Raw genomic sequence first — 21,483 nt, forward strand, 5'->3', positions numbered from 1 at the left:
CCGCTGGGGCGGTGCCGTACAGCACGAGGTCGAACAATCCTGCGGAGAACGAGAATCCGAGGTGGATGTCGAGGGCGTAGGCGATGGCCAACGACGCGCCGGTGAGCACCGCGTGCAGCACGTACAGCGGGAACGCGATGAACAGGAAGGCGAACTCCAGCGGCTCGGTGATGCCGGTGAGGAACGCGGTGAATCCGGCAGCGCCGAAGATACCGGCCGCGATCTTCTTCTGGTCGGGGCGGGCGACGTGCATCATCGCGAGCGCCGCGCCGGGCAGACCGAACATGAGGATCGGGTAGAAGCCGGAGGTGAGGATGCCTGCGGTCGGGTCGCCGGCGGCGAAGCGGGTGAGCTCGCCGTGCACGACCGCCCCACCGCCGTCGTAGCTGCCGTACATGAACCAGATGACGCTGTTGACGAGGTGGTGCAGGCCGAAAGGGATGAGGAGTCGGTTGACGACGCCGTAGACGAACGCGCCGAAGACACCGGTCGTGGCGATGAATCCGCCGACCGCCTCCAGGCCGATGGCGAAGTACGTGTAGAGGTAGCTCATCGCGAAGCCGATGAAGAGGCTCGTGAACGAGACGACGATCGGCACGAACCGGCGGCCGCCGAAGAATCCGAGGTAGGTCGGCAATTGGATGTCGCAGTAGCGGTCGAACAGCTTGGCCGTGATGTATCCGACGATGATTCCGGCGAAGACGCCGTAGTTGATCGTGGCCGGCTCGCCCTTGGCGTTCGTCATCCCTTCGAGGACGACCGGCGACATGGCCGTGAACACCGCCTGGATGACGAGGTAGCCCGCCACGGCCGACAGGCCGATCGTCGCATCGGCCTGGCGGGCCATGCCGATCGCGATGCCGACGGCGAAGAGGAATCCGAGGTTGACGAACAGGCTGTCACCGGCGGCCGTCATCGCGTCGAAGAACGGACCGATGACCGGGGTGCTGATCCACCCGAGCAGGTCGTCCTGGCCGATGCGCAGCAGGAGGCCGGCCGCGGGGAGCAGGGCGATCGGCAGCATGAGGCTGGTGCCGAAACGGATCAGACCCGTGAGGTTGGGTCCCTTCCGCATCGATGTCGACGATTCACTGGTAGTGGCCACGCCGGGTCCTCCTTGGGCCTTGCAACTGATGAGGGTCGGGATCAGTATTGGACTAGACCAATGTTTCGTCAATGGTGACGAGCGTGTCGGGCCTTTGGTCCCGGGTGCGGAGACCGGGTGTGGGCCGGCGTCGCGCCGCGGCGAGGTCCTGCGTGCGGGCCGCCGAGGTGTGTGCAGTCCTCTGTGACTGATTGTTAACGTGTCCTCCGCCCCTGACCAGGTGAAAGGCAAGGCCGTGAGGGTTCCCAAGTACTACCGCGTCAAGGGCGAGATCCTTGCCCTGACGGCGGGATCCGAACCCGGATCGCCCATCCCCACCGAGCGTGAACTCGCCGAACGGTTCGCCACCTCGCGGACGACCGTGCGCCAGGCCATCGCCGAGCTCGTCGTCGACGGGCGGCTGGAACGCAGGCAGGGGCGCGGCACGTTCGTCGCGCAGCCCAAACTCATGCAGGTCCGTCCGCTGACGTCGTTCTCCCAAGACCTGCAGTCCGAGGGCTGGCGGCCGGGCAGCGTCATCATCGAGGTCTCCGGGCGGGAGGCGACGGGGGAGGTCCCCGAGAAGCTGGGCGTCGCGCCGGGTGCGCCGGTCCACCGGGTCGAGCGCCTGCGCACGGTCGACGGCCGGCCCATCGCCCACGAGACCGCGCACATCCCCGGCCCGCTGCCCGACCTGGAGGCCGAACTCGTCGCCCGCGGGTCGCTGTACCGCACCATGAGCGACGCCTACGGCATGGAGATCGCGACCGTGGAGGACGTCATCGAGACCGTGCTCGCCGACCCCGTCGAGGCGAATCTGCTCGACGTCGACACCGGCCTGCCGATCCTGCTCATCCACCGCACGGCCTGGGACGCAGGCGGTCGGGTGTTGGAGTGGACGAGATCGGCGTTCCGTGGCGACCGGTTCCGTTTCGTGGCCAGACATCGCGTCCACGGCCAGGGCGACCGCGGGGATGCGTGACCTGGCGCACGAACGCTCACACTCGTGCGGCTTGATCTATTCCTACTAGAACAACTAGAGTTGTCGTGTGCTCATCACGATCGATCCCGACTCCCCGGTGACCCTGCACGACCAGCTCGTCGCCGGGCTCCGGGGCGCGCTCGCCCGCGGTGAGGTCCGTCGCGGCGAGCGTCTGCCCGCGGCACGGGATCTCGGCGCCGCACTCGGCGTCAACGTGCACACCGTGCTCAAGGCCTACGGGCGGTTGCGCGACGAGGGGCTCATCCAGATGCGGCGCGGGCGAGGCGCGGTCGTCGTCGGCGCTCCCGAGACCGCCGACGTCCACCGCGCCGTCATCGCCCTTCTCGACGCCGGCGCCCGTGCCGGGCTGTCGCTCGACGACCTCCATCACGCCCTCGACCAAGGAGCCGAACGATGAACACCGCCACCCGATTCGCCCTCGGTGCCGCCGGCGGTGCCGTCGCCGCCCTCGTCCTCCCCCGCGGTGAGGACTCGCGCGTCCCCGCGGCTCCCCTCGACCTCGAACCGGGACGGCGCGCCGTCGTCGTCACCGGCTCCTCGATGGCGCCGTGGGCGCTCGCCACCCTCGGCGCGGCCACGGGTGTGACGGCGAGCCGCGCGTTCGCCTCCCGCTCGCCGGGAGACACGGCGGGCGCGCTCGTGGTGGCCGCGACGACTGCCGCCCTCCGTCGGGTCGGTGTCCTCGTCGACCCCTCCGGAGTCACCGTGACCTGCGGGATTCCCGGTCTGCGCCGCACGATCCCCCTGAGCGCGATCGCCTCCGCCCGACCCGTCACCGTGACGGCCGCGGATTTCGGTGGCTACGGTCTGCGCCTGTCGCTCGAGCGCGGCGTCGGCCTCGTGCTGCGTCCCGGCCCCGCGCTGGCGCTCGATCTGGGTCGGTGGACGCTCACGATCACGGCCGACGACCCCGACACCGCCGCTGCGCTGATCTCCCGCGAACTCGACGTCCGGGGCGGCATGCGCCGATGAGCCCGGTCGCCCTCCTGGCCGGTCAGGTCACCCTCGTCACGGTCGGCGTGGTGGTCGCGTGGGTCGTCGCCGGCCGCCGCCTGCCGGCCCCGTGGTCGGCCATCGGGTGGGGCGCGCTGACGTTCCCGCTCTCGCAGGTCGCGCGGTTCGCCCTGGTCATGCCGGTGACGTTCCTGCTCACGCAGGTCATGGGCCCGAACCTGGGCGTGGTCAACACGATCCTGCTCGTCGTCACCTCGGGACTCTTCGAGGAGACGGCGCGATGGATCGTGCTGCGCCACTGGGCCAAACGGGTCCGCTCCTGGGAGGGCGGTGTCGCCTTCGGACTCGGCCACGGCGGGATCGAGGCCATCCTCCTGTTCGGGATCGCGGCGCTCAACGGCATCGTGCTGCTGCTCACCGCCGACACCGTGCGGGCGAGCGTGCGTGGGGCCGCGCCCGATCAGCTTCCCGCGGTCGACGCGCAGATCTCCGCGCTGCAGGCGCTGACCGTCGGATCGGCCGCCGCCGGAGTCTACGAGCGGATCCTCGCGATCGTCGTGCACGTCGGGCTCACGCTCATCGTCCTGCGGGGTGTGCGCACCGGGGCGTGGCAGTGGTGGCTGACGGCCGTGATCCTGCACTGCGCGATCAACGGCATCGTCGTGGCCGCCGCCCAGCTCGGCGGCACTCTCGCCGCGGAGTCCCTGCTCACCGTCCTCGCACTCGGCCTGCTCTGGGCCGCGCTGCGGGGGCCGGTCTCGCGCAGAACGCTGACCGGCGAGCAACGAGGCTGAACCGCCGCCGGCGGCAACGACCCGGAACAGCCCGCCGCGGTGGCCGCGACGGCGGAGACGCTCGGTGCTCCGACCCTCGCCGCGGGTGTCGGCTAGCCTGGCGGCGTATCGCGTGCGGGCACGGACACGACGTCGGGGGTTTCGAGGATGCGGGACATCACGCCGGATGAGCCGGGCCAGGAGAACCGCCCGATGCCGGATGTGCAGGACGTCGTGCGCGGCCGGGTCCCGGACGCGAAGCCGCAGGCCGGACCCGTCGAACCCGCCCCGTCGTCACCACCTCCCGCGCGACGCCGTCGCCGGCGGATCGGTCTGCTCATCGGTGGTGCCGCAGCCCTGGCCGCACTGAGTTCCGGTGCGCTCTCGGCGTTCGCCGGACACACCGAGCCCGTGCCCGTCGAGCATCAGGCCACGCGCATCGAGATCGTCACGGACTCCGAGGGCGTCGATCTGCTGTCGACCACTGGGAATCGGGCGACGATCGCCTCCCCGACGCTCTTCGGCGACAACCGGGGCGAGGTGCGGCAGTCGTTCTACGGGGACACGCTCCGGCTGCAGCTCGAGTGCCGACAGTGGGGTTGCCGCCGCGACTTCCAGGTCGCCGTGCCGGCCGGGGTGACCGTCTCGACCCGTCTGACGTCGGGCTCGCTGGACGCCCGCGACGTGGGCGGCTCGCTGGACGTCCGGTCGACCTCCGGCTCGGTCGATCTGCAGGGTGTCAGGGGCGACGTCACCGTCGAGTCCACCTCGGGCAGCATCGACGTGGCGAACGTGAGCGGCAAGACGCGGCTGCGGAGTTCGTCCGGCTCGCTCGAGGTCACCGGAGCCGGCGGCGAGGTCTCCGCGCAGTCGGACTCGGGCAGCATCGACGTCGAGGGGGTGCGCGGTGAGACCAGGCTGCGCAGCTCCTCCGGCTCGATGGACGTGAGCGGTGTCGACGGCGACGTCACCGCGGAGTCCACATCGGGCGGCATCGAGGTCGAGGACTTCCGCGGCGGACGCCTCTCCCTGAAGTCGACGTCGGGGTCGATCGACGCGCAGGCGACCTCCGAGCTGCAGCGGCTGCGGGCCGAGTCCAGTTCGGGCAGCATCGACCTGCGGGTGCCCGGCGGCAAGACCTACTCGGTCATGGGTGAATCCGGCTCGGGGTCACTCGATGTCGACGTGCAGCAGGACGTCCGCGGCGTTCCCCTCTTCGTGCGCACCGGCTCCGGGTCGGTCGACATCGAGGAAGGCTGACCCGCGCCGAAGCCCCGCACCGCCCGCGAACCGCCACGCACGTTCACCGCGGCGTCAGGCCGTCGGTCGCCCGCAGCCGCAGGAGGATCCACACGAAGTAGGGCGCGACGACGACGGCGGTGCCACGCTGAGCCCATGCCGAAGTACAGCGCCGGAGTCCTGCCCTACCGCCACGACGGTGAGGACCTGCTCGTCTTCCTCGCCCACCCGGGCGGTCCGTACTGGGCGAGCAAGGACGAGGGCGTCTGGTCGGTGGTCAAGGGCGAGTACGACCCCGCGACCGAAGAGCCGATGATCGCCGCGGCGCGTGAGTTCGCCGAGGAGATCGGCGTCGCCCCGCCGCCGCAGCCGTGGCTCGACCTGGGCGAGGCGCGGCACTCCTCCGCCAAGATCGTCCGTGCCTACGCCGTCGAGTCGTCGTCGAGTCTGGCGTTCCTCGAGAGCAACACCTGCGAGGTCGAATGGCCACCCAGATCGGGCAAGCACCTGACGATCCCCGAGGTCGACCGAGCCGAATGGATGCCGCTGCACGACGCGCGCAGACGCATCCTGAAGGGCCAACGCCCCCTCCTCGACCGGCTCACCGCGCTCACCGGCGAGACGCACCCACCCGACTCCACCTGAGACAGTAGGAGAGGTCTGAAACAGTCGCGCAGGCCCTACTGTTTCGTCCCCACCTACTGTCTCAGGTGTGGACGGTGAGGTGCTCGGGGCGAGTGCCGCCTCTGACGACTGATCGCTCAGGACGTCGCGTGGGCGCTCGACCTCTTCAACCACCGCAGCACGAGGATCGGGAGGACCGCGGGCAGCAGCAGGTAGCCGACTCCGTAGTACGACCACACCGACGCCTGCGGGAACCATTGCGGCACCACCAGACTCAGGGTGCCGACGAGGACCACCCCGATGAGCTCGACGATGCACAGCACCCGCATGGCCTCACGCGAGCCGCGGTGCCCCCACCGCAACAACAGGGCGAAGCCCACGACGTACACCGCCGCCGCCACCGCCGAGAGGGTGTAGGAGATCGGGGCCTCGGAGAACTTGGTGAGCAACTCCACCCCGGCGCGCGAGGTGGCGCCGACGGCGAAGACGCCGTAGATCAGCGTGAAGAACCGTCCCGGCCCCGCCGCGGGCGTCGACACCCCCGCGCGTCGTCCGCCGGCGCGGCCGCCCGCTCAGACATTGAGGTACCCGAAGGGGATCCCCAGAGTCTGGAGCTGCCGGACGACCATGATCGCCGCGATCAGGGTGGCGACCGCGACGATGAGCAGACCCCAGCGGTCGAACTTCTTGTAGGTGAGCGCGAATCCGGCCGGGATGATGAGCGGGGTCGTCAGCAGGTAGCTGATGTGGGTGATGAGGCCGGGGCTCGGATGTCCCTGGATCAACCACACGACGTCGGCGACGACGGCCACGAGCGTCGCGGCCTCACCGATGCCCAGCGCCGCGAGCGTCACCGGGCGCGGCAGGCGGCCGACCACCGCCCCCAGGAGCAACACGACACCCATGGCGGTCGTCACCCACATCGCGGCGACGATGACGTCGAGCACCCGTCATCAGCCCCGCGCGGTGAAGACGACCGGATCGCCGTCGGTGATCGCCACCGTGTGCTCCGAGTGCGCACCGCGGGAGCCGTCGACGCTGCGCAGCGTCCACCCGTCGGGGTCGGTGACGAGCTCGTCGGTGCCGGCCATGAACCACGGCTCGATGGCGATGACCAGGCCGGGACGCAGCTTGAGACCGCGGCGGGCCGCGCCGTCGTTGGGCACGTGGGGGTCGCCGTGCATGGTGCGGCCGACGCCGTGGCCACCGAACTGCGTGTTGACGCGCAACCCCGCCGCCCGGGCGACCCGGCCGATGGCGTGGGAGATGTCGCCGATGCGCTTGCCGGGTCGGGCGACGGCGATCGCCTCGGCGAGGGCGACCTCGGTCGTCTCGATGAGGTCGAGGTCGGCCTCGCGACGCTCCGGGGTGGAGTCGCCGACGATCATGCTGATCGCCGAGTCCGACACCCACCCGTCGACGGCGACGGCGAAGTCGAGGCTGAGCAGGTCGCCGTCGGCGAGGGCGTAGTCGTGGGGGAGGCCGTGGAGCACGGCGTCGTTGACCGACGTGCAGATGACGTGACCGAACGGCGACGCCCCGAAGGAGGGGTGGTAGTCGATGTAGCAGCTCTCCGCGCCACGGCGGCGGATGTGCTCGTGCGCCCACTCGTCGATCTCGAGCAGGTTGGTGCCCACCCGCACGCGTTCGGACAGATCCGTCAGGACCTCGGCCACGAAGGCGCCGGCCGGACGCATCTGTTCGATCTCGCGCGGCGTCCGCAGCTCGATCACCCGATTCACCTCTCCCTGTGCCGGCGTCGACCGGCCTCATGATGTCCCGCCATGTTAGGTGGCCTGACGTCGGTGACGCACACCGGCGTCAGGCGGTGACCGAACGCACCGGTACGCAATGTGCGCCGCTCTGACCAGGCACGTCGTGGAATGTGGACGATCGACCCGATCTTCGTTCGACGTCCAACCCTGACGCGGCGTAAGATCGCGGCCGACGTCTGTGGGGAGACGCCGCGCCGAGACGAGCCGGTCTGCGATGGGGAGAGGGGAACGACCTCGATGGTCAATGCCATGAGTCTTGCCCGTCGTGCCGGGTGGAACGTCATCGATCAGGTCATGTCCGCGCTGTCGAACATGCTGCTCATGGTGTTCGTGGCGCAGGCACTGAACGACGCCAGCGGATTCGGCGCCTTCTCCATGGCGTTCGTCGTGTACGGGGTCGCGGTCGCGGTGGCCAAGGCGATGGTCGGCCAACCGCTGCAGATGCGGCACAGCGCCGACTCGCCGGACGCGTTCCGCTCCGCCGTCCGCACCTCGCAGGGCACGGCCGCGTGGATCGGTGTCGTCGGCGGGCTGATCTGTGTCGCGGTCGCCGCGTACGTCGGTGGCCCGGTCGGAGCCGCGTTCTTCGCGCTCGCCCCGTGTCTGCCGGCCCTGGTCCTCCAGGACTCCTGCCGCATGGCGTTCTTCGCCGCCGGCCGCGCCGAGCACGCCGCGCTCATCGACTTCATCCGCATGGTCCTGCAGTTCGGACTGCTCTTCGGGGCCATCGCGCTCGGCTGGACCTCGGTCGGCGTCCTCACCCTGACCTGGGGCATCGCCGGGCTCGTGTCGGCCGCCGTCGGGCTCTACCTCCTGCGGGCGGCGCCGGGTCTGCTGTCCTCGGGCGCGTGGATCCGCGAGCAGAAGGACATCACCGGCTACCTCATCGCCGAGTACATCCTGGGACTGGGCGCCGCGCAGTTCGGCATCCTCATGATCGCCCCGCTCGCCTCCGCGGCGGACGTGGGCGCGATCCGGGCGGTGCAGACCCTGCTCGGTCCACTCAACGTGCTCGGCACGGCGGCGCTCGCGTTCGCGGTCCCCGAGTTGTCCCGGCGAGCGCAGATGCGAGCCCCGGCGAGGATCAAGGCGATGCTCGCCGTGTCGGCGGCGATGGGGCTCGTCTCGAGCGCCTACGTCGTCACCCTGATCCTCCTTCCCGATCCCGTCGGCCAATGGCTGTTCCGTGACTCGTGGCAGGGCGCGGCCCCGGTCCTGCTGCCCATGGGCCTGAACTCGATCGCCTCCTCCCTCGGCCTCGGTGCCGCCGTCACGCTCTACGGCATGGGGTTGGCTCGAAAGACGTTCCACCTCAACATCCTCCGGGCGCCGGTCCTGTTGGGCCTCATGGCTGTCGGCACGATCCAGATGGGCGCCGTCGGAGCCGCCCTCGCCCTCGCCGTGGTCGAGGCGTTGTTCCTGCCGTTCTGGCTGGTCACCGCGATCCGTTCCTCGCGTCGGCACGACCGTGAGCGCGACGAGGCGGCGCATCCCGCGGCCGATCCCGTCGGCGAGCCGCGGAGCTGACCTGCGCGCGCCCGCGAACTTCCCGACGCAGAATGGGCGCATGGACATCGACGCGCTCTTCGACCGCATGGCAAGCGAACTGGAGACCTCCGGTGCGCGCGAGGACACCGCGGCCCCCGTCCGCACCCTGCACGTGGACGGCACGCCGTTCGCCCGCCTCGCCGACGAGGGCGCCGAGGTCTACCTCCCCGAAGGCAGCCCCGCCCGTGAGGACGCCCTCGGCCGGCGGGGTACGGCGGCGTCCGCCGACGGATGGGTGCTCGTGACCTCCGACGACGTGAGTGCCTGGCCCGGGATGTTCGAGCAGGCGCTGCACGGACTACGCCGGTAGGCGCGAGCAGGAGTCGACGCGGTGCGCCCCGACCCGGGACCCCATGCGTCTGCGGTCGTAGGCGTGGATGCGTCCACGGGGGGACGACTGCGGGACACCCCTCGGCCTACATTCGAACGATGACGACCGAACGCCCCGTCGAGACGGGACCCCGCCTCCCGCCCGCGGACGCCGGCCGTGAGCATCCCCGCGGGTCCCAGGCGTCGTGGGGGCAGGACCTCCTGGACGGGGTCGACCGCGTGTGGGACACCACCCGCGCCCGCTGGCCCGGCGGCCCACCGGCCTTCGCCGACGTCGTCCTCACGCTCGTCCTGTTGATGTTCTGCCTCCCCTTCGCCGTACAGGCGGCGAGCTACGGCAGCGCCCTCGGCGGCATCGCCGGGCTCATGGTCGTCCCCATGTTCGCGCTGCCCTTCCTCTGGCGCCGCACGTTCCCGGGCCGTGCGGCCGCTGTCGTCGTCGTCGCTCACCTGCTGCAGTTGATCCTCATCAGCGAGCCGTCCTCGGCCAACGTCACCGCTCCGCTGGTGGCCTACTCGGTGGCCCGATGGGCCGACGATCGTCGCGTCCGGCGACTCATCCTCGTGGTGGCGGCGATCGGCGGTCTCCTGGGGGCGATCGACTGGACCGTCAACGGGTGGGGGGCGACGTCGGCGACCGAGTTGGCCGTCGTCATCGCCATCACGACCTTCTTCTGCCTGGCCACCGCCGTGTCGGCCTGGCTGCTCGGCGCCCTCGTCCGGCAGCGGGCGCAGTCGCTGGAGCAGACGCGTCAGCGTGCCGAGGCCGTCGAACGCGGCCGGGTCCAGAACATGCGGCTCGCCGCGCAGGAGGAACGCGCCCGCATCGCCCGCGAGATGCACGACGTGGTGGCCCACTCCCTGTCGGTGATCGTCGTCCAGTCCGACGGCGCGTCCTACGCGCTCGACCGGGCTGCGGAGACCGAGGACCCGCAGGCCGCGCTCGCCGCGTTGCGCGGGGCTGCGGCCGCGTTGACGACGATCGGCCAGACGGCTCGGGAGTCCCTCGCCGACACCCGCCGGCTCGTCGCGGTCCTACGCCGCGACGAGGGGCAGCCCGAGTACACACCCACGGGCGGGGTGGATTCGCTCGGCGAACTCATCGAGCCGCTGCGCCTGGCCGGGCTGCACATCACCAGCGACGTCAGCGGGACGCCGCGGCCGATCTCCCGGGCCGCGGATCTGGCCGCCTACCGGGTGGTGCAGGAGTCGCTGACCAACGTCATCAAGCACGCCGGCGAGGCCTCGGTGTGGGTGTCCGTCGACTACCTCGATCACGCCCTGCTCGTCACCGTGCGCGACGACGGCGTCGGTGTCGGCGCCGCTCCGGACGGTCAGGGGCACGGCCTGGTGGGCATGAAAGAGCGGGTCACCGCCGTGGACGGCGACCTCTGGGCAGGCGGCGCGCCGGGAGGCGGCTTCGTCGTCGAGGCACGGATTCCCTACGATGCAAGGACCCTTGGGGGGCGTTCGCGTGTCGGGGGCGAGAACGGGCAGGCCGCCGACGAGAAAGAGATGCGATGAACACCGACGCACCGGTCCGGTTGATCCTGGTCGACGATCAGGAGCTCGTGAGGGCCGGATTCCGTATGGTCCTCGACGCGACCCCCGACATGACGGTCGTCGCCGAGGCCTCCGACGGCCTGGCTGCGGTAGACGCCGTCGGGGAGCATGAGGTCGACGTCGTCCTCATGGACATCCGCATGCCGCGGTTGGACGGGGTCGAGGCGACCCGCCGCATCTGCGAACTCCCCGGAGCTCCGCGTGTGGTGGTGCTCACGACCTTCGACCTCGACGAGTACGTGTTCGCCGCCCTCAAGGCGGGCGCGGCGGCGTTCCTGCTCAAGGACGCCGGACCCTCCGAACTGCTCGCCGCCATCCGGGCCGTGCACCGCGGTGACTCCGTCGTCGCCCCGAGCACGACCCGCCGCCTGCTCGAACGCGTCGTGCCCAACCTGCCGAGTTCCGGTGAGACCCGTGACACCAAGCTCGACGTCCTCACCGAGCGTGAGCGCGAGGTCCTCGAGGCCGTCGGCCGGGGTCTCACCAACTCCGAGATCGCGACCGCGTTGTTCCTCGCGGAGGCCACGGTCAAGACCCACATCGGACGCATCCTCGCCAAGCTCGGTCTGCGCGACCGGGTGCAGATGGTCGTCGTCGCCTACGAGACCGGGCTGGTCCGCACGGGCATGTGAGGTGTCCGCGCCGGCGGGCGTGGGTCAGCGAGGGTCGGAGTCCCGACCCCGGTGCTCGCCCGGCTCGGGCGGTCCCTGCACCTTGTTGTCGTCGTCGACGTGCTCCTGCTGGGCGAGTTCCTGGTGGTGGTCGTCGAGCTCGGCCTGCTGCTCGGAGTAGCGCTCCGGCGTCATCTCCCCGATGCGGGGGAGTCTCCGCCGGGAGCGGGCGGGGACTCCTCGTCCTTCGGAGCGTGTTTGTCGCCGGTGAGTTCCTTGGCCGAGTTGGTCAGCACCGAGGCGTTCTGATCGAGCATCGGGAACTTGTCGTGACCGTTGAGGTAGAGCACGACGGTGTTGGTCACCGCCAGCACCGGCACCGCGAACAGTGCGCCGACGATGCCGAACAGGTAGGAGCCCACGGCCACGCCGAGGATGGTCGCCAGCGGGTGCAGCGAGACGGCCTTGCTCATGAGGATCGGCTGCAGCAGGTTGCCCTCGATCTGCTGCACCGCGAGGACCACACCCATCATCGCCAGCGCGATGAGCGGGCCCTGCACGACCAGCGCGAGGATCACGGCGAGCGCACCGGAGACCACGGCCCCGACGACGGGGATCGCCGCGGAGAAGAACACGATGAGGGCCAGCGGCACCACGAGGGGAAGACCGAGGAGGAAGGCGCCCAGACCGATGAGGACGGCGTCGACGGCGGCGACGATCACCTGCGTCTTGACGTAGGAGCTGAGGGTGACCCAGCCGCGCCGGCCCGCCTCGTGGATGGGGGAGCGGATCTCCTTGGGCGCGAGCCGCACGAACCAGGCCCACATGCGGTCGCCGTCGGAGAGGAAGAAGAAGATGGCGAACAGCGCCATGATCGTGGCGACGACGAGGTTGCCGGCCGTCACCGCGCCGGAGACGGCACCGCTGGTCAGGGGTCCGGCGTTGCTCTGCACCCAGTTGCGTCCCTGGTCGATGGCCTGGCTGATCTGGGGGCCGGCGAGGGGGCCGTCCCTCAACCAGTTCTGGATCTGGTTGACGCCCTGCTCGACCTGGCCGCTCAGCTGGCTGACGCCGACGACCACCTGGTTGCCCGCGAAGTAGAGCAGCCCGATGAGGATCGCGAGGGCGCCGAGCAGTGTCGTGATCGCCGCGAGCGCGCGTGGGAAGCGGAGTTTGTGGTTGAGGAACACCGCGGCCGGCATGAGCAGGGAGGTGAGCAGCAGCGCCACGGCGACCGGGATGACCACGGTGCTGGTGCGTCCGATGATCTGCCCGAGGAGGTACAGGGCGGCGGCGACGAGCAGGACCCGCCAGGAGACGCCCGCTGCCACCCGCAGGCCGAAGGGCACCGCGTCGTCGGCGCGTCGCGGATCGTTGAGGGCGATGGGTGGCGGGCCCGAGACGGGCTGGACCTGTTCGGGACGGGGCACCCGACCACGGACGTCGGTCAGGGACGGCGTCTTGACGCGCGGAAAGAACCTCACGGCCGCCAGTGTCACACGACGCCCCGGGAGTTGCGCGCTCGGAGCGGCGCGTCGCGGCAGGTCGGCGGCCGACGAGCTCGGTCGTGCGGTCCCCGGAGGTCTCAGCGGCAGGCGGGGAGGGTCTCGAAGCGATACCCCTGGCGTTCCAGCGATCTGAGGATTCCGGGGAGGGCGGCGACGGACTGTGACCGGTCTCCGCCGCCGTCGTGCAGGAGGATGACCGGCGACCGGCCGCGGTAGGTGAGCGGAGAGACGGCGGCGGCCGTGATCGCGGATGCCCCGGGGCGGGTCCAGTCGCGGGTGTCGACGTTCCACAGGACGGTCGTGAGCCCGTGGGCGCGAGCGATGCGGTGCACGCGCGGGTCGGTGCTGCCCCCGGGCGGGCGCAGGCAGGTGGTGTGGCCGAGTGCCGCGTCGGTCCGGGCGAGTTCGGAGGCGATCTGCGCCGGGGTGGATCGGGTCAGGTTGGGGTGCGTGAACGTGTGGTTGCCGACGGCGTGCCCCTGAGCGCGCACCGCCCGCAGCAGGTCGGGGCGGCGTTCGGCCTGGCTGCCGATCATGAAGAACGTGGCCTTGGTGCGATGCCGGGCCAGGATCTCGAGCACCGCGGGCGTGTACGCGGCGGTCGGTCCGTCGTCGAAGGTGAGGTAGGCGACCTTGTGGGCCGGCTTGCGGGTGGCCGGTTCGGCGGCCGTGTGGGCCGGCGTGGCTGCGGCCGGTTCGGCCGCGTGGGCCGTGGGAGCCACCGACATCGCGGTGGCCAGCACCGCGGCGAGACCGGCGGCGAGAATGCGCGTGCGGATGACGATCCCCTTCGTGAGAGCGATCCAGGACGAGTGTCCAGGTATCCAAGTCTGTCAGGGACGCGGGGCACGGTTGCGCGAGGGTGCGACTCCGGGCGGACACAGGAGGAGACCGTGCCCTCGAACGACGCCGAGACCGCCGGAAATAACCGGCGGTCTCGGCGTGGGAGAGGGGCGTGGACGCCCACGGGAGTCAGAGGACGCGCGTCTCCTGCTTGTCGATCGTGACGCCGTTCTCGGTCGGCTCGAGGCGGTGCACGGCGGCGCCGTCGCGTTCGGAGACGAACGCCTCGACCTCGCCGTCGACGTAGTGGATGGCGGCGCCGTCGTCGACACCCCACCCGGCCGGGAGCTGGTTGGTGTCGACGAACTCCTTGAACTGGGGTGCGCGCTCCGCCTCGGAGTCGTAGTGCGGGCAGAAGCTGCCCGGCACCAGCCCGAGGCCGAGACCGAGCGCGGTGATGCCGCGGCCGTAGGAGTCGGTGGTGCAGCCCTCGTGCCACACGGCCCCGCCGGCGCTGACCCCGGCGAGCACGACGTCGCGGTCCGTGTCCTTCATGTAGGAGCGGAACCGCTGGCCCAGGCCGTGCGCGCTCCACAGGGCGAGCATGTTGAGGGTGTTGCCGCCGCCCACGAGGAACACGTCGACCTCGTCCATCCGCGCGATCGCGTCGGCGGCGCCGCTCCACAGCGTGAGGACGCTCGTGCGCACCTTGGAGCTGTAGGCGTTGATGAACCGCGACACGTACAGGCCGTCGTCGGCCGACGCCGTGGGGACGAAGCAGACCAGCGGGTTGGTCGCGTCGGTCAAGGAGAGGATGTACCGGTCGAGGCCCGTGGGACGGAACCCCTCGGATGAGGAGAACCCGCCACCGCCCATCGCGACGATGTGAGTGGTCATGCCACGACCGTAGCCGCGAATCGTCGTCGGCGGCGGGGGAGGGCGCGCGCGCCCCGTGTGGCATCGCTCGCATCGACCTGCGGCGGGCACGGATCCGGCCCGAGGCCGCTGTCGTCGCGGGCCTCGGGCCGGAGAGTGTGGTGAGCGGGGCGCCGGCCCCGTCATCGGGCGGGTCAGAGCGTGGTGGCGCCGGTCCGGTAGGTCTGGGCCTTCTCCACGTACACCTCGGCGTTGCGCCGCACCTTGGCGAGTTCGTCGTCGGTGAGTTCGCGCCGCACCTTGCCCGGTGCGCCGACGACGAGGGAGCGCGGAGGGATCGTCACGCCTTCGAGCACGAGCGTGCCCGCCGCGACGATGGAGTCCGACCCCACGCGGGCGCCGTTCATGACGATCGCGCCCATGCCGACGATGACGCGATCCTCGAGGGTGCAGCCGTGCACGGTGGCGTTGTGGCCGATCGTGACGTCCTCACCGATGAGCGCGGGAAACCCGGGGTCGGCGTGGAGAACCGCGTTGTCCTGCACGTTGCTGCGCGCGCCGATGCGGATCTCGTCGCCGTCCCCGCGGGCCACCGCGCCGAACCACAGGCTCGCCTGCGATCCCACCGTGACCGCGCCGATGGCGACGGCAGTCGGTGCGGTCCAGGCGTCGCCCGCGACCTCGGGAGCGCGGCCGTCGAGCGAGATCAGCACGTCAGCTGACGTCGTTGGGGTTGCTCGGGCGGCGGCCGGTCGACTTGGCGTAGTACTGCGTCCACTGCCTGCTCACGAGCATGCGCACGAGGGAGATGACGGCGCCGGAGAACAGCGCCCACGCGATCGCCTCGTACATCTCCGTGTCGGGGTCCTCCGGGTTGGCGGGCGGGTCGCTCGCCATGACGGCCTTCCAGCCACCTTCGGAGATCTTCTTGGCCAGGACACCGGCGCCGACAGCGGCGGCGGTTCCGAGGATCTTGAACACCTTTTCACCCATGGTGCGCAGTCTGCCAGGCGTCGGGCGGATCGGCGACGGATGCCCCGCGAACGGCCGCCCGAACCGGCGGGTGGGGGAGGGCGAGGAGCCCGGTACCGCCGCCGCCGAGGCAGTGGGTACAGTGGCCGGACTTCGATCGACAGGGGAGCGCCTCGGCGCTGAGAGTGCGGTTCGCCGCAGACCCTCGAACCTGATCCGGCTCGCACCGGCGTAGGGAGTCGAGTTTCTCGAGGGGCGTCCGCGACGTACGTGGGCCTCCCTCCCCCGTGTACGCATCGCGCCGACCACGGGAGAGACCCATGAGCACACGCACCACGACCACCACCTCCACCTCGACCCGCCCCGGGCGACGTCCGGCCCGCGGCGGCCCGTTCGCCTGGCGGGCGGTCGACCTCGTCACCCTCGCCGTACTGGGCGTCGCGCTCGGCGTGGCGTTCTGGGGCTTCGACACCTTTCTGTACAACCCGCTGAAGATCGCCCTCGCCGGGTTCCCGCCCGCGCAGGAACTCATGCTCGGAATCTGGTTGCTGCCCGCCGTCGCCGGCGCGCTGCTCGTGCGCAGGCCGGGCGCGGCGCTGCTGTGCGAGATGGTCGCCGCCAACGTCGAGATGCTGCTCGGCAACCAGTGGGGGCAGGCGGTGCTGATCTCGGGGCTGCTGCAGGCCCTCGGCGTCGAGGTCGCCGTCGCCCTGTGGCGCTGGTGCCGGCACGACCTGGCGATCGCGGCCCTCGGCGGCACGCTCGCCGCGGTCTTCGAGATCACCCTCTACGAATGGTGGGCCTACGTGCCAGCGTTCTCCTGGACGTGGAAGCTCGTCTACCTCGGCGCGGGCATCGTCTCGGGCATCGTCATCGCCGGCATCGGTGGCCACCTGCTGATCCGCGCGCTCGCGCGCACCGGCGTCATCGGCCACTTCCCGCCCGGTGAGGAGCACCTCCTCGCCCCGAGCCGGCGGTCGTGAGCGCGGCCGCACTGGAGGCGCGCGGGCTCACCTGGACCCCGCTCGGTCAGGACGACCCGATCCTCGACGGCGTCGACCTGCGCGTGGAGCCCGGTGAGCGGGTGCTCCTGGCGGGTGCGAGCGGCGCGGGCAAGTCGACCCTGCTGCGCGCGCTCGCCGGGGTGCTCGGCGAGGCCGAGGCCGGCGACCTCGACGGCCAGGTGCGCGTCGACGGCGAGCCGGTGCGCGCCGGGGACGGGCGGGTCGGGTTGGTGCTGCAGGACCCTGCCGTCTCCCTCGTGGCCGGTCGCGTCGGACGTGACGTGGCGTTCGGTCCGGAGAACCTCGGCGTCCCGCGCGCCGAGATCGGTGAGCGCGTGGCCGGCGCGCTGGCCGCCGTGGACTTTCCCTACGGGCCCGAGCACCGCAGCGCCGCCCTCTCCGGCGGTGAGGCCCAGCGTCTCGCGCTCGCCGGGGTGCTCGCCATGCGGCCCGACGTCCTGTTGCTCGACGAGCCGACCGCGATGCTCGACGACGACTCCGCCGCCCACGTCCGCGACGCCGTCGCGGGGGTCGTCGCGGACCGACGGGTGAGTCTCGTCGTCGTCGAACACCGACTCGACCGGTGGCTGGGCGTCGGAGACGGCGAGGGAGGCGATTCCGGGGAGTCTCCCCGGATCTCATCGACCGGCTCGTGGTGCTCGGACGCGAGGGGGTGCTCGCCGACGGGCCGCCCGCGAGCGTCCTGCGCGAGCACCGCGAGACGCTGCTGGCCGCCGGGATCTGGCTGCCCGGCGTGCCGGCGCCCGAGCCCACGCGCCTGGTCGTTCCGCAGCCGCGGCATGGGTCGGCCGCCGGCGGCGCCACCGGACTCCTGGAGTTCGAGCGCGCCGGCCTCACGCGTCCGGTGCGGCGGGGTTTGTCGGTGGCGCGCCGGGCCGCCCCGGTGCCGGCACTGGTCGACGTGGACCTGACGATCGACGCGGCGCGCCTGACGGCGGTGCGGGGACGCAGCGGCGCGGGGAAGTCCTCGCTGCTCTCCCTCGCCGCGGGACTCGAACGACCCATCTCCGGGCGGGTGGTGGCGACTCCGGGCCTGGCGGGGGGCGTGGGGCCGACCGCCGCGCCCTCGACGTGGGCCTCGACCGACCTCGCGGCGCGCATCGCGTGGGTGCCGCAACGAGCCGCGTTGACGATCGTCGGGAGCACCGTCCTCGACAGCCTGCTGGCCACCGGCCGGGCTCTCGGGCGTCCCGAGGACGAGGTCCGGAGCGGGGCCGAGAGCCTCCTGGCCGACCTGCGTCTGCAGGGTCTGGAGGACCGCAATCCGCACACCCTCTCCGGTGGGGAGCTGCGGCGCCTCGCGCTCGCGTCCGGGCTGGTCCACGGGCCGTCGGTGCTGGCGCTCGACGAGCCCACGGTGGGTCAGGACCGGCACACGTGGGCCGCGGTCGTCGGACTCTGCGCGGCCGCGGCGGGGGTCGGCATGGCGGTGCTCGTGAGCACCCACGACGACGACCTGGCGCGCACGGCGGACGCCACGCACGTGCTCGACGCGGGCCGGTTGGCGGGGGTGGGGGCATGATCGGGCTGCTCGCACGGTGCGGTCCGCTCTCGCTCCTGCTCGCCGGATTCTTCTTGACCGCAGGGGGTCTCGTCGCGCGCGACCTGCGGGGCCTCCTCGTCGGCCTGGCCGTCGAGCTCGTCGTCTGGCCGGTCCTCATCGGCCGGACGGGGTTCTCGCCGATGCGTCTGTTGCCCGGGCTCATCGCGCTCGTGTCGATCGCCTGGTCCAACTGGCTGCTCGCCGATCCACGCTCGCTCGAACCCGCCGCGCTGGCCGCCTCCCGGGTGGCGTTCTTCGTGCTCCCGGGCCTGGTGCTCGTCTCCTACATCGACCCGTTCACCCTCGGCGACCACCTGGGTCAGCGGCTCCGACTCCCGGCCAGACCGGTGCTCGCGGGGGTCGTCGCGCTGCAGCAGGTGGACTCCTTCGCCGACGACTGGGACACGATGTCGAGGATGCGGCGCGCCCGCGGCCTCGGATCCGGGCGTGGACCGCTCTCGCGTGTCCGGCACGTCGTGGCGATGACCCTGGCCCTGTTGGTCGAGGCCATCCGCCGCGCCGGGCAGATGACCGTGGCGATGCAGGCCCGCGGGTACTCCGCGCCCGTCTCCGGAGGTCGGTCGCGCACCTGGGCCGAGCCGGCTCCCTGGACCGGCGCCGACACCACCCTCGTCATCATCGGTGCGCTCGTCGCTGCCATCCCCGCCCTCGTTCCCCACCTGCCCCTCGTCGCCTGAACCCGGCGTGCGTGATGCGTACAGCCGGGGCGGGCGGAGGGTTGACACATGCGAGTAGGCGCATATTAGGATGGACGCATGGATCACTCCGCGGCGTCCGGGCAGTGGGAGGGCGCGTCCGCGCTCTTCAAGACACTGGCCTCCCCGGTGCGGATCGGCATCGTGATGTCGCTCGTCGAGCGGCCACACACCGTGTCCGAGTTCGTGGAGGCGTTCGGCGTCTCGCAGCCGCTGGTCTCCCAGCACCTCAAGGTGTTGCGCGATCACTGCCTCGTGCAGACGCGGCGCCAGGGCAGGGAGGTCGTCTACTCCCTCATGGACGACCACGTGGCGCACATCGTGCGTGACGCCGTCGCCCACGCGGTCGAACACGATCCGGAACATCCCGACGAGCACGGCGATCACGACACACACGACGACCGCGACCGGCACGACCGGTGCGGGTCCGGAAAGGAACGGCCATGACCGACACCACGCATCAGGCAGCCGAAGAGCACACCCACACCCACGGCGACGACTGCGGCCACGAGAAGGTCGTGCACCTCGACCACGTCGACTACCTGCACGACGGCCACGCCCACCGCGAGCACGGCGACCACTACGACGAGTGCACCGCGTGCGACTGCAAGGACTGCGACGACGTCTGCGCCGCGTGCACCTGCGAGAACTGCACGTGCCCCACGTGCAAGCACCAGAGCTGCGACTGCGAGAACTGCACCGACACCTGCAACAACTGCACCTGCGAGAACTGCACCTGCGCCACCTGCGAGCACGCCGCCTGAACCACCGAGGGGTGCCACGCGCACAACGATCCACCTTGAGTTGAAGGTGACGCTGAGACCGGTGGCCATGGCTACCGGCCTGAGCGTCACCCTCCTGCGTGACGTCGGTGATGATGCCCGGTCACATCCACGGCGTGGCCGGCGACGGTGCGTGACAGGGCCAGGGCCACCGTACGCACGGCCGGGCCGAGGCGGCGCACATCCAGGCCTGCGGTCGTCCCGCTCACGGACACGGCGGCGACCGCGTACCCGTCGATCCCGAGGACCGGAGCCGCGACGCAGCTGACGCCGATCGTGGACTCCTCCCGGTCGTAGGCCACACCCGTGGAACGGATCGTCGACAGCTCCCGCCCCAACGCACCCGGTCTGGTGATCGTGTACGGGGAGACCGCCGTCAACGGGCCCTCGACCACCCGTTGCACGGCCGCTGCGGGGAGAAGGCGAGTTGCGCCTTGCCGACGCCCGTCGCGTGAGCGGGCATCCGACCACCGGTCCGCGAGGGGAGGATTCCCGAGGCGCTGCCGGGCAGGACGTGCAGATAGACGACCTCCCGGTCGTCCATGACAGCCAGATGAACCGTGTGTCCGGTGGCGGCGCGCAGGTCGCTGAGATGAGGCAACGCCGCGTCCACGAGGTCGCGTCGCCGGGGGACGAGTTCACCCAGCTCGAAGATGCGGATACCGAGTTGGAGCCGTCCGTCTCGCCGTTCCAGCAGGCCGTGACGCACCAGATCACCCACCAGACGGTGCACCGTCGACTTGGGCAGTCCCGCTCGGCGCGCCAGCTCCGAGAGGGCGATTCTGCGGTGGGCGTCGTCGAAGGCGTCGAGGATGGCCGAGAGTCGATCGACCAGACCTGGCGCTCCGTTCTGCTCAGCGGGACACATGCGTTGAGTCTGTCCCACTCGGCGCGCCAAGGTGGGGTATATCGCACCCGCTGTTCCAGTGCCGATGTGCCGGTCGTCCCCGACGGGCATCCACCCGTCCCTGCGAAGGAGCAGTACATGGACGCCGCCACCCGCGCCCGCACGGCCTCTGACCTCCTGGCCGCCTACGACGGTCAGGCGGTGCCGCCCCTGACCAGCACGTATCCGGAGCTCGACCTCGAGGACGCGTACGAGATCCAGCTCCTGCAGGTCCGTCAACGGATCGCCGACGGACGGGTCGTCAAGGGCCACAAGGTCGGGCTGACCTCCGCCGCGATGCAGAAGCAGCTCGGGGTGGACCAGCCGGACTACGGGCATCTGTTCGACGACATGTTCCACGCCGAGCACACCGCGATCCCGGTCGGGGACTTCCTGCAGCCACGCATCGAGCCCGAGATCGCCTTCGTCCTCAAGAAGCCGTTGGCCGGCCCCGGTGTCACGGTCGCCGAGGCGCTCGCCGCCGTCGACTTCGTGCTGCCGGCCCTGGAGATCGTCGACTCGCGCATCGAGGACTGGAAGATCGGCCTGTTCGACACGATCGCCGACAACGCCAGCTCGGGTGCGGTCGTCCTCGGCAGCCGGCCGAGGCCGGTCGACCTCGTGGATCTCCGGCTCGCCGGATGCGTGCTCACCAAGAACGCGCAGATCGTCGCCACGGGAGCAGGCGGGGCCGTCCTGGGGTCCCCGGTCAACTCCCTCGTGTGGCTCGCCAACACCGTCGGCGCCCTCGGTGTGCGCCTGGAGGCGGGACACGTCGTGCTGCCCGGCTCCTGCACCCCCATGACCCCCGTCGTCGGCGGCGACGTCGTCACCGCGACCTTCGCCGGTCTCGGCACGGTCACCGCCCGATTCGCCAAGGAGAAGTGA

General features: G+C 71.2%; 26 protein-coding genes, 2 pseudogenes and 1 riboswitch. Of the genes and pseudogenes, 17 read left to right on the forward strand and 11 right to left on the reverse strand.

All coding sequences use genetic code 11. The features are described from left to right. Nucleotides 1–157 precede the first annotated feature (157 nt). Nucleotides 158–1,075 (reverse strand): annotated as a pseudogene (locus QQK49_RS20710) (PTS transporter subunit EIIC); the annotation flags it as partial. 265 nt (nt 1,076–1,340) lie between these two features. Here QQK49_RS20710 and QQK49_RS20715 point away from each other — a divergent pair. The 6 genes from QQK49_RS20715 to QQK49_RS20740 all read left to right on the forward strand — a co-directional run bounded on the left by QQK49_RS20715 (nt 1,341) and on the right by QQK49_RS20740 (nt 5,698). Continuing rightward, a complete protein-coding gene (locus tag QQK49_RS20715; protein ID WP_284305643.1) occupies nt 1,341–2,066 on the forward strand; it encodes a GntR family transcriptional regulator in 726 nt (241 codons plus the stop codon). 67 nt (nt 2,067–2,133) lie between these two features. Next, entirely contained in the window at nt 2,134–2,484 is a 351-nt protein-coding gene (locus QQK49_RS20720; RefSeq protein ID WP_284305644.1) for a GntR family transcriptional regulator, read from the forward strand. Further along, complete coding sequence (locus tag QQK49_RS20725; protein ID WP_284305645.1) at nt 2,481–3,059, forward strand: hypothetical protein; 579 nt, start codon at nt 2,481–2,483, stop codon at nt 3,057–3,059. The genes QQK49_RS20720 and QQK49_RS20725 overlap by 4 nt, the downstream gene beginning before the upstream one ends. Continuing rightward, complete coding sequence (locus QQK49_RS20730; protein WP_284305646.1) at nt 3,056–3,835, forward strand: YhfC family glutamic-type intramembrane protease; 780 nt, start codon at nt 3,056–3,058, stop codon at nt 3,833–3,835. Before QQK49_RS20725 ends, QQK49_RS20730 begins: the two co-directional genes overlap by 4 nt. 147 nt (nt 3,836–3,982) lie before the next feature. Continuing rightward, nucleotides 3,983–5,074, forward strand: a complete 1,092-nt coding sequence (locus QQK49_RS20735) for a DUF4097 family beta strand repeat-containing protein (protein ID WP_284305647.1) — start codon at nt 3,983–3,985, stop codon at nt 5,072–5,074. A 135-nt stretch (nt 5,075–5,209) separates the two neighbouring features. Further along, nucleotides 5,210–5,698 (forward strand): NUDIX hydrolase, encoded by a 489-nt coding sequence (locus QQK49_RS20740; RefSeq protein ID WP_284305648.1) that lies wholly within the window; start codon nt 5,210–5,212, stop codon nt 5,696–5,698. A 116-nt stretch (nt 5,699–5,814) separates the two neighbouring features. Here the strand turns inward: QQK49_RS20740 and QQK49_RS20745 are convergent, their stop codons facing one another. The 3 genes from QQK49_RS20745 to map are packed head-to-tail and all read right to left on the reverse strand — an operon-like array spanning nt 5,815 to nt 7,410. Beyond that, nucleotides 5,815–6,216, reverse strand: coding sequence for a hypothetical protein (locus tag QQK49_RS20745; protein ID WP_284305649.1), 402 nt, complete (start codon nt 6,214–6,216; stop codon nt 5,815–5,817). A 33-nt stretch (nt 6,217–6,249) separates the two neighbouring features. Next, entirely contained in the window at nt 6,250–6,624 is a 375-nt protein-coding gene (locus QQK49_RS20750) for a hypothetical protein (protein ID WP_284305650.1), read from the reverse strand. A gap of 6 nt (nt 6,625–6,630) precedes the next feature. Further along, nucleotides 6,631–7,410 carry a type I methionyl aminopeptidase gene (gene map, locus QQK49_RS20755; RefSeq protein ID WP_284305651.1) on the reverse strand — a complete coding sequence of 260 codons (780 nt, stop codon included), beginning with the start codon at nt 7,408–7,410 and terminating at the stop codon, nt 6,631–6,633. Between the two features lie 291 nt (nt 7,411–7,701). Between map and QQK49_RS20760 the strand changes: the two genes are divergently transcribed. The 4 genes from QQK49_RS20760 to QQK49_RS20775 all read left to right on the forward strand — a co-directional run bounded on the left by QQK49_RS20760 (nt 7,702) and on the right by QQK49_RS20775 (nt 11,525). After that, nucleotides 7,702–8,979, forward strand: coding sequence for an MATE family efflux transporter (locus QQK49_RS20760; RefSeq protein ID WP_284305652.1), 1,278 nt, complete (start codon nt 7,702–7,704; stop codon nt 8,977–8,979). Nucleotides 8,980–9,019: 40 nt separating this feature from the next. Further along, the gene (locus tag QQK49_RS20765; RefSeq protein ID WP_284305653.1) at nt 9,020–9,310 is read left to right on the forward strand and encodes a hypothetical protein; all 291 of its coding nucleotides are present in this window, start codon (nt 9,020–9,022) and stop codon (nt 9,308–9,310) included. 119 nt (nt 9,311–9,429) lie between these two features. Then, nucleotides 9,430–10,854 (forward strand): sensor histidine kinase, encoded by a 1,425-nt coding sequence (locus QQK49_RS20770; RefSeq protein WP_284305654.1) that lies wholly within the window; start codon nt 9,430–9,432, stop codon nt 10,852–10,854. After that, a complete protein-coding gene (locus QQK49_RS20775) occupies nt 10,851–11,525 on the forward strand; it encodes a response regulator transcription factor (RefSeq protein WP_284305655.1) in 675 nt (224 codons plus the stop codon). The genes QQK49_RS20770 and QQK49_RS20775 overlap by 4 nt, the downstream gene beginning before the upstream one ends. Nucleotides 11,526–11,549: 24 nt before the next feature. Here the strand turns inward: QQK49_RS20775 and QQK49_RS20780 are convergent, their stop codons facing one another. The 6 genes from QQK49_RS20780 to QQK49_RS20805 all read right to left on the reverse strand — a co-directional run bounded on the left by QQK49_RS20780 (nt 11,550) and on the right by QQK49_RS20805 (nt 15,664). After that, nucleotides 11,550–11,699 carry a hypothetical protein gene (locus tag QQK49_RS20780; protein ID WP_284305656.1) on the reverse strand — a complete coding sequence of 50 codons (150 nt, stop codon included), beginning with the start codon at nt 11,697–11,699 and terminating at the stop codon, nt 11,550–11,552. After that, the gene (locus QQK49_RS20785) at nt 11,696–12,988 is read right to left on the reverse strand and encodes an AI-2E family transporter (protein ID WP_284305657.1); all 1,293 of its coding nucleotides are present in this window, start codon (nt 12,986–12,988) and stop codon (nt 11,696–11,698) included. Before QQK49_RS20785 ends, QQK49_RS20780 begins: the two co-directional genes overlap by 4 nt. A 101-nt stretch (nt 12,989–13,089) precedes the next feature. Beyond that, entirely contained in the window at nt 13,090–13,755 is a 666-nt protein-coding gene (locus tag QQK49_RS20790; protein WP_284305658.1) for a polysaccharide deacetylase family protein, read from the reverse strand. A 229-nt stretch (nt 13,756–13,984) separates the two neighbouring features. Then, nucleotides 13,985–14,692 (reverse strand): Type 1 glutamine amidotransferase-like domain-containing protein, encoded by a 708-nt coding sequence (locus QQK49_RS20795; RefSeq protein WP_284305659.1) that lies wholly within the window; start codon nt 14,690–14,692, stop codon nt 13,985–13,987. A 173-nt stretch (nt 14,693–14,865) separates the two neighbouring features. Further along, nucleotides 14,866–15,384: a gamma carbonic anhydrase family protein gene (locus tag QQK49_RS20800; RefSeq protein ID WP_284305660.1), complete on the reverse strand. Its 519-nt coding sequence runs from the start codon at nt 15,382–15,384 to the stop codon at nt 14,866–14,868. Nucleotide 15,385: 1 nt separating this feature from the next. Then, complete coding sequence (locus QQK49_RS20805; protein WP_284305661.1) at nt 15,386–15,664, reverse strand: DUF4235 domain-containing protein; 279 nt, start codon at nt 15,662–15,664, stop codon at nt 15,386–15,388. A 131-nt stretch (nt 15,665–15,795) separates the two neighbouring features. After that, nucleotides 15,796–15,898, forward strand: a riboswitch (TPP riboswitch). 65 nt (nt 15,899–15,963) lie between these two features. Here QQK49_RS20805 and QQK49_RS20810 point away from each other — a divergent pair. From QQK49_RS20810 to QQK49_RS20835, 6 genes are all read left to right on the forward strand, one after another. Continuing rightward, nucleotides 15,964–16,626: an ECF transporter S component gene (locus QQK49_RS20810; RefSeq protein ID WP_284305662.1), complete on the forward strand. Its 663-nt coding sequence runs from the start codon at nt 15,964–15,966 to the stop codon at nt 16,624–16,626. Further along, complete coding sequence (locus QQK49_RS20815; RefSeq protein WP_284305663.1) at nt 16,623–17,579, forward strand: ABC transporter ATP-binding protein; 957 nt, start codon at nt 16,623–16,625, stop codon at nt 17,577–17,579. The genes QQK49_RS20810 and QQK49_RS20815 overlap by 4 nt, the downstream gene beginning before the upstream one ends. Next, nucleotides 17,570–18,190, forward strand: a complete 621-nt coding sequence (locus QQK49_RS20820; protein ID WP_284305664.1) for an ABC transporter ATP-binding protein — start codon at nt 17,570–17,572, stop codon at nt 18,188–18,190. The genes QQK49_RS20815 and QQK49_RS20820 overlap by 10 nt, the downstream gene beginning before the upstream one ends. After that, a complete protein-coding gene (locus QQK49_RS20825; RefSeq protein ID WP_284305665.1) occupies nt 18,187–18,909 on the forward strand; it encodes an energy-coupling factor transporter transmembrane component T family protein in 723 nt (240 codons plus the stop codon). The genes QQK49_RS20820 and QQK49_RS20825 overlap by 4 nt, the downstream gene beginning before the upstream one ends. A gap of 78 nt (nt 18,910–18,987) precedes the next feature. Beyond that, nucleotides 18,988–19,374 carry an ArsR/SmtB family transcription factor gene (locus tag QQK49_RS20830; protein WP_284305666.1) on the forward strand — a complete coding sequence of 129 codons (387 nt, stop codon included), beginning with the start codon at nt 18,988–18,990 and terminating at the stop codon, nt 19,372–19,374. Then, complete coding sequence (locus QQK49_RS20835; RefSeq protein ID WP_284305667.1) at nt 19,371–19,691, forward strand: hypothetical protein; 321 nt, start codon at nt 19,371–19,373, stop codon at nt 19,689–19,691. Before QQK49_RS20830 ends, QQK49_RS20835 begins: the two co-directional genes overlap by 4 nt. 86 nt (nt 19,692–19,777) lie before the next feature. On the opposite strand, the pseudogene QQK49_RS23560 reads toward QQK49_RS20835, so the two are convergent. Then, nucleotides 19,778–20,667, reverse strand: a pseudogene (locus tag QQK49_RS23560) (IclR family transcriptional regulator). 27 nt (nt 20,668–20,694) lie between these two features. Here QQK49_RS23560 and QQK49_RS20850 point away from each other — a divergent pair. After that, on the forward strand, nt 20,695–21,483 hold the full coding sequence (locus QQK49_RS20850) for a 2-keto-4-pentenoate hydratase (protein ID WP_284305670.1): 789 nt from the start codon (nt 20,695–20,697) through the stop codon (nt 21,481–21,483).

This window comes from Mobilicoccus caccae (assembly GCF_030161635.1).
In the GTDB taxonomy this organism is placed as follows: Bacteria; Actinomycetota; Actinomycetes; order Actinomycetales; family Dermatophilaceae; genus Mobilicoccus; species Mobilicoccus caccae.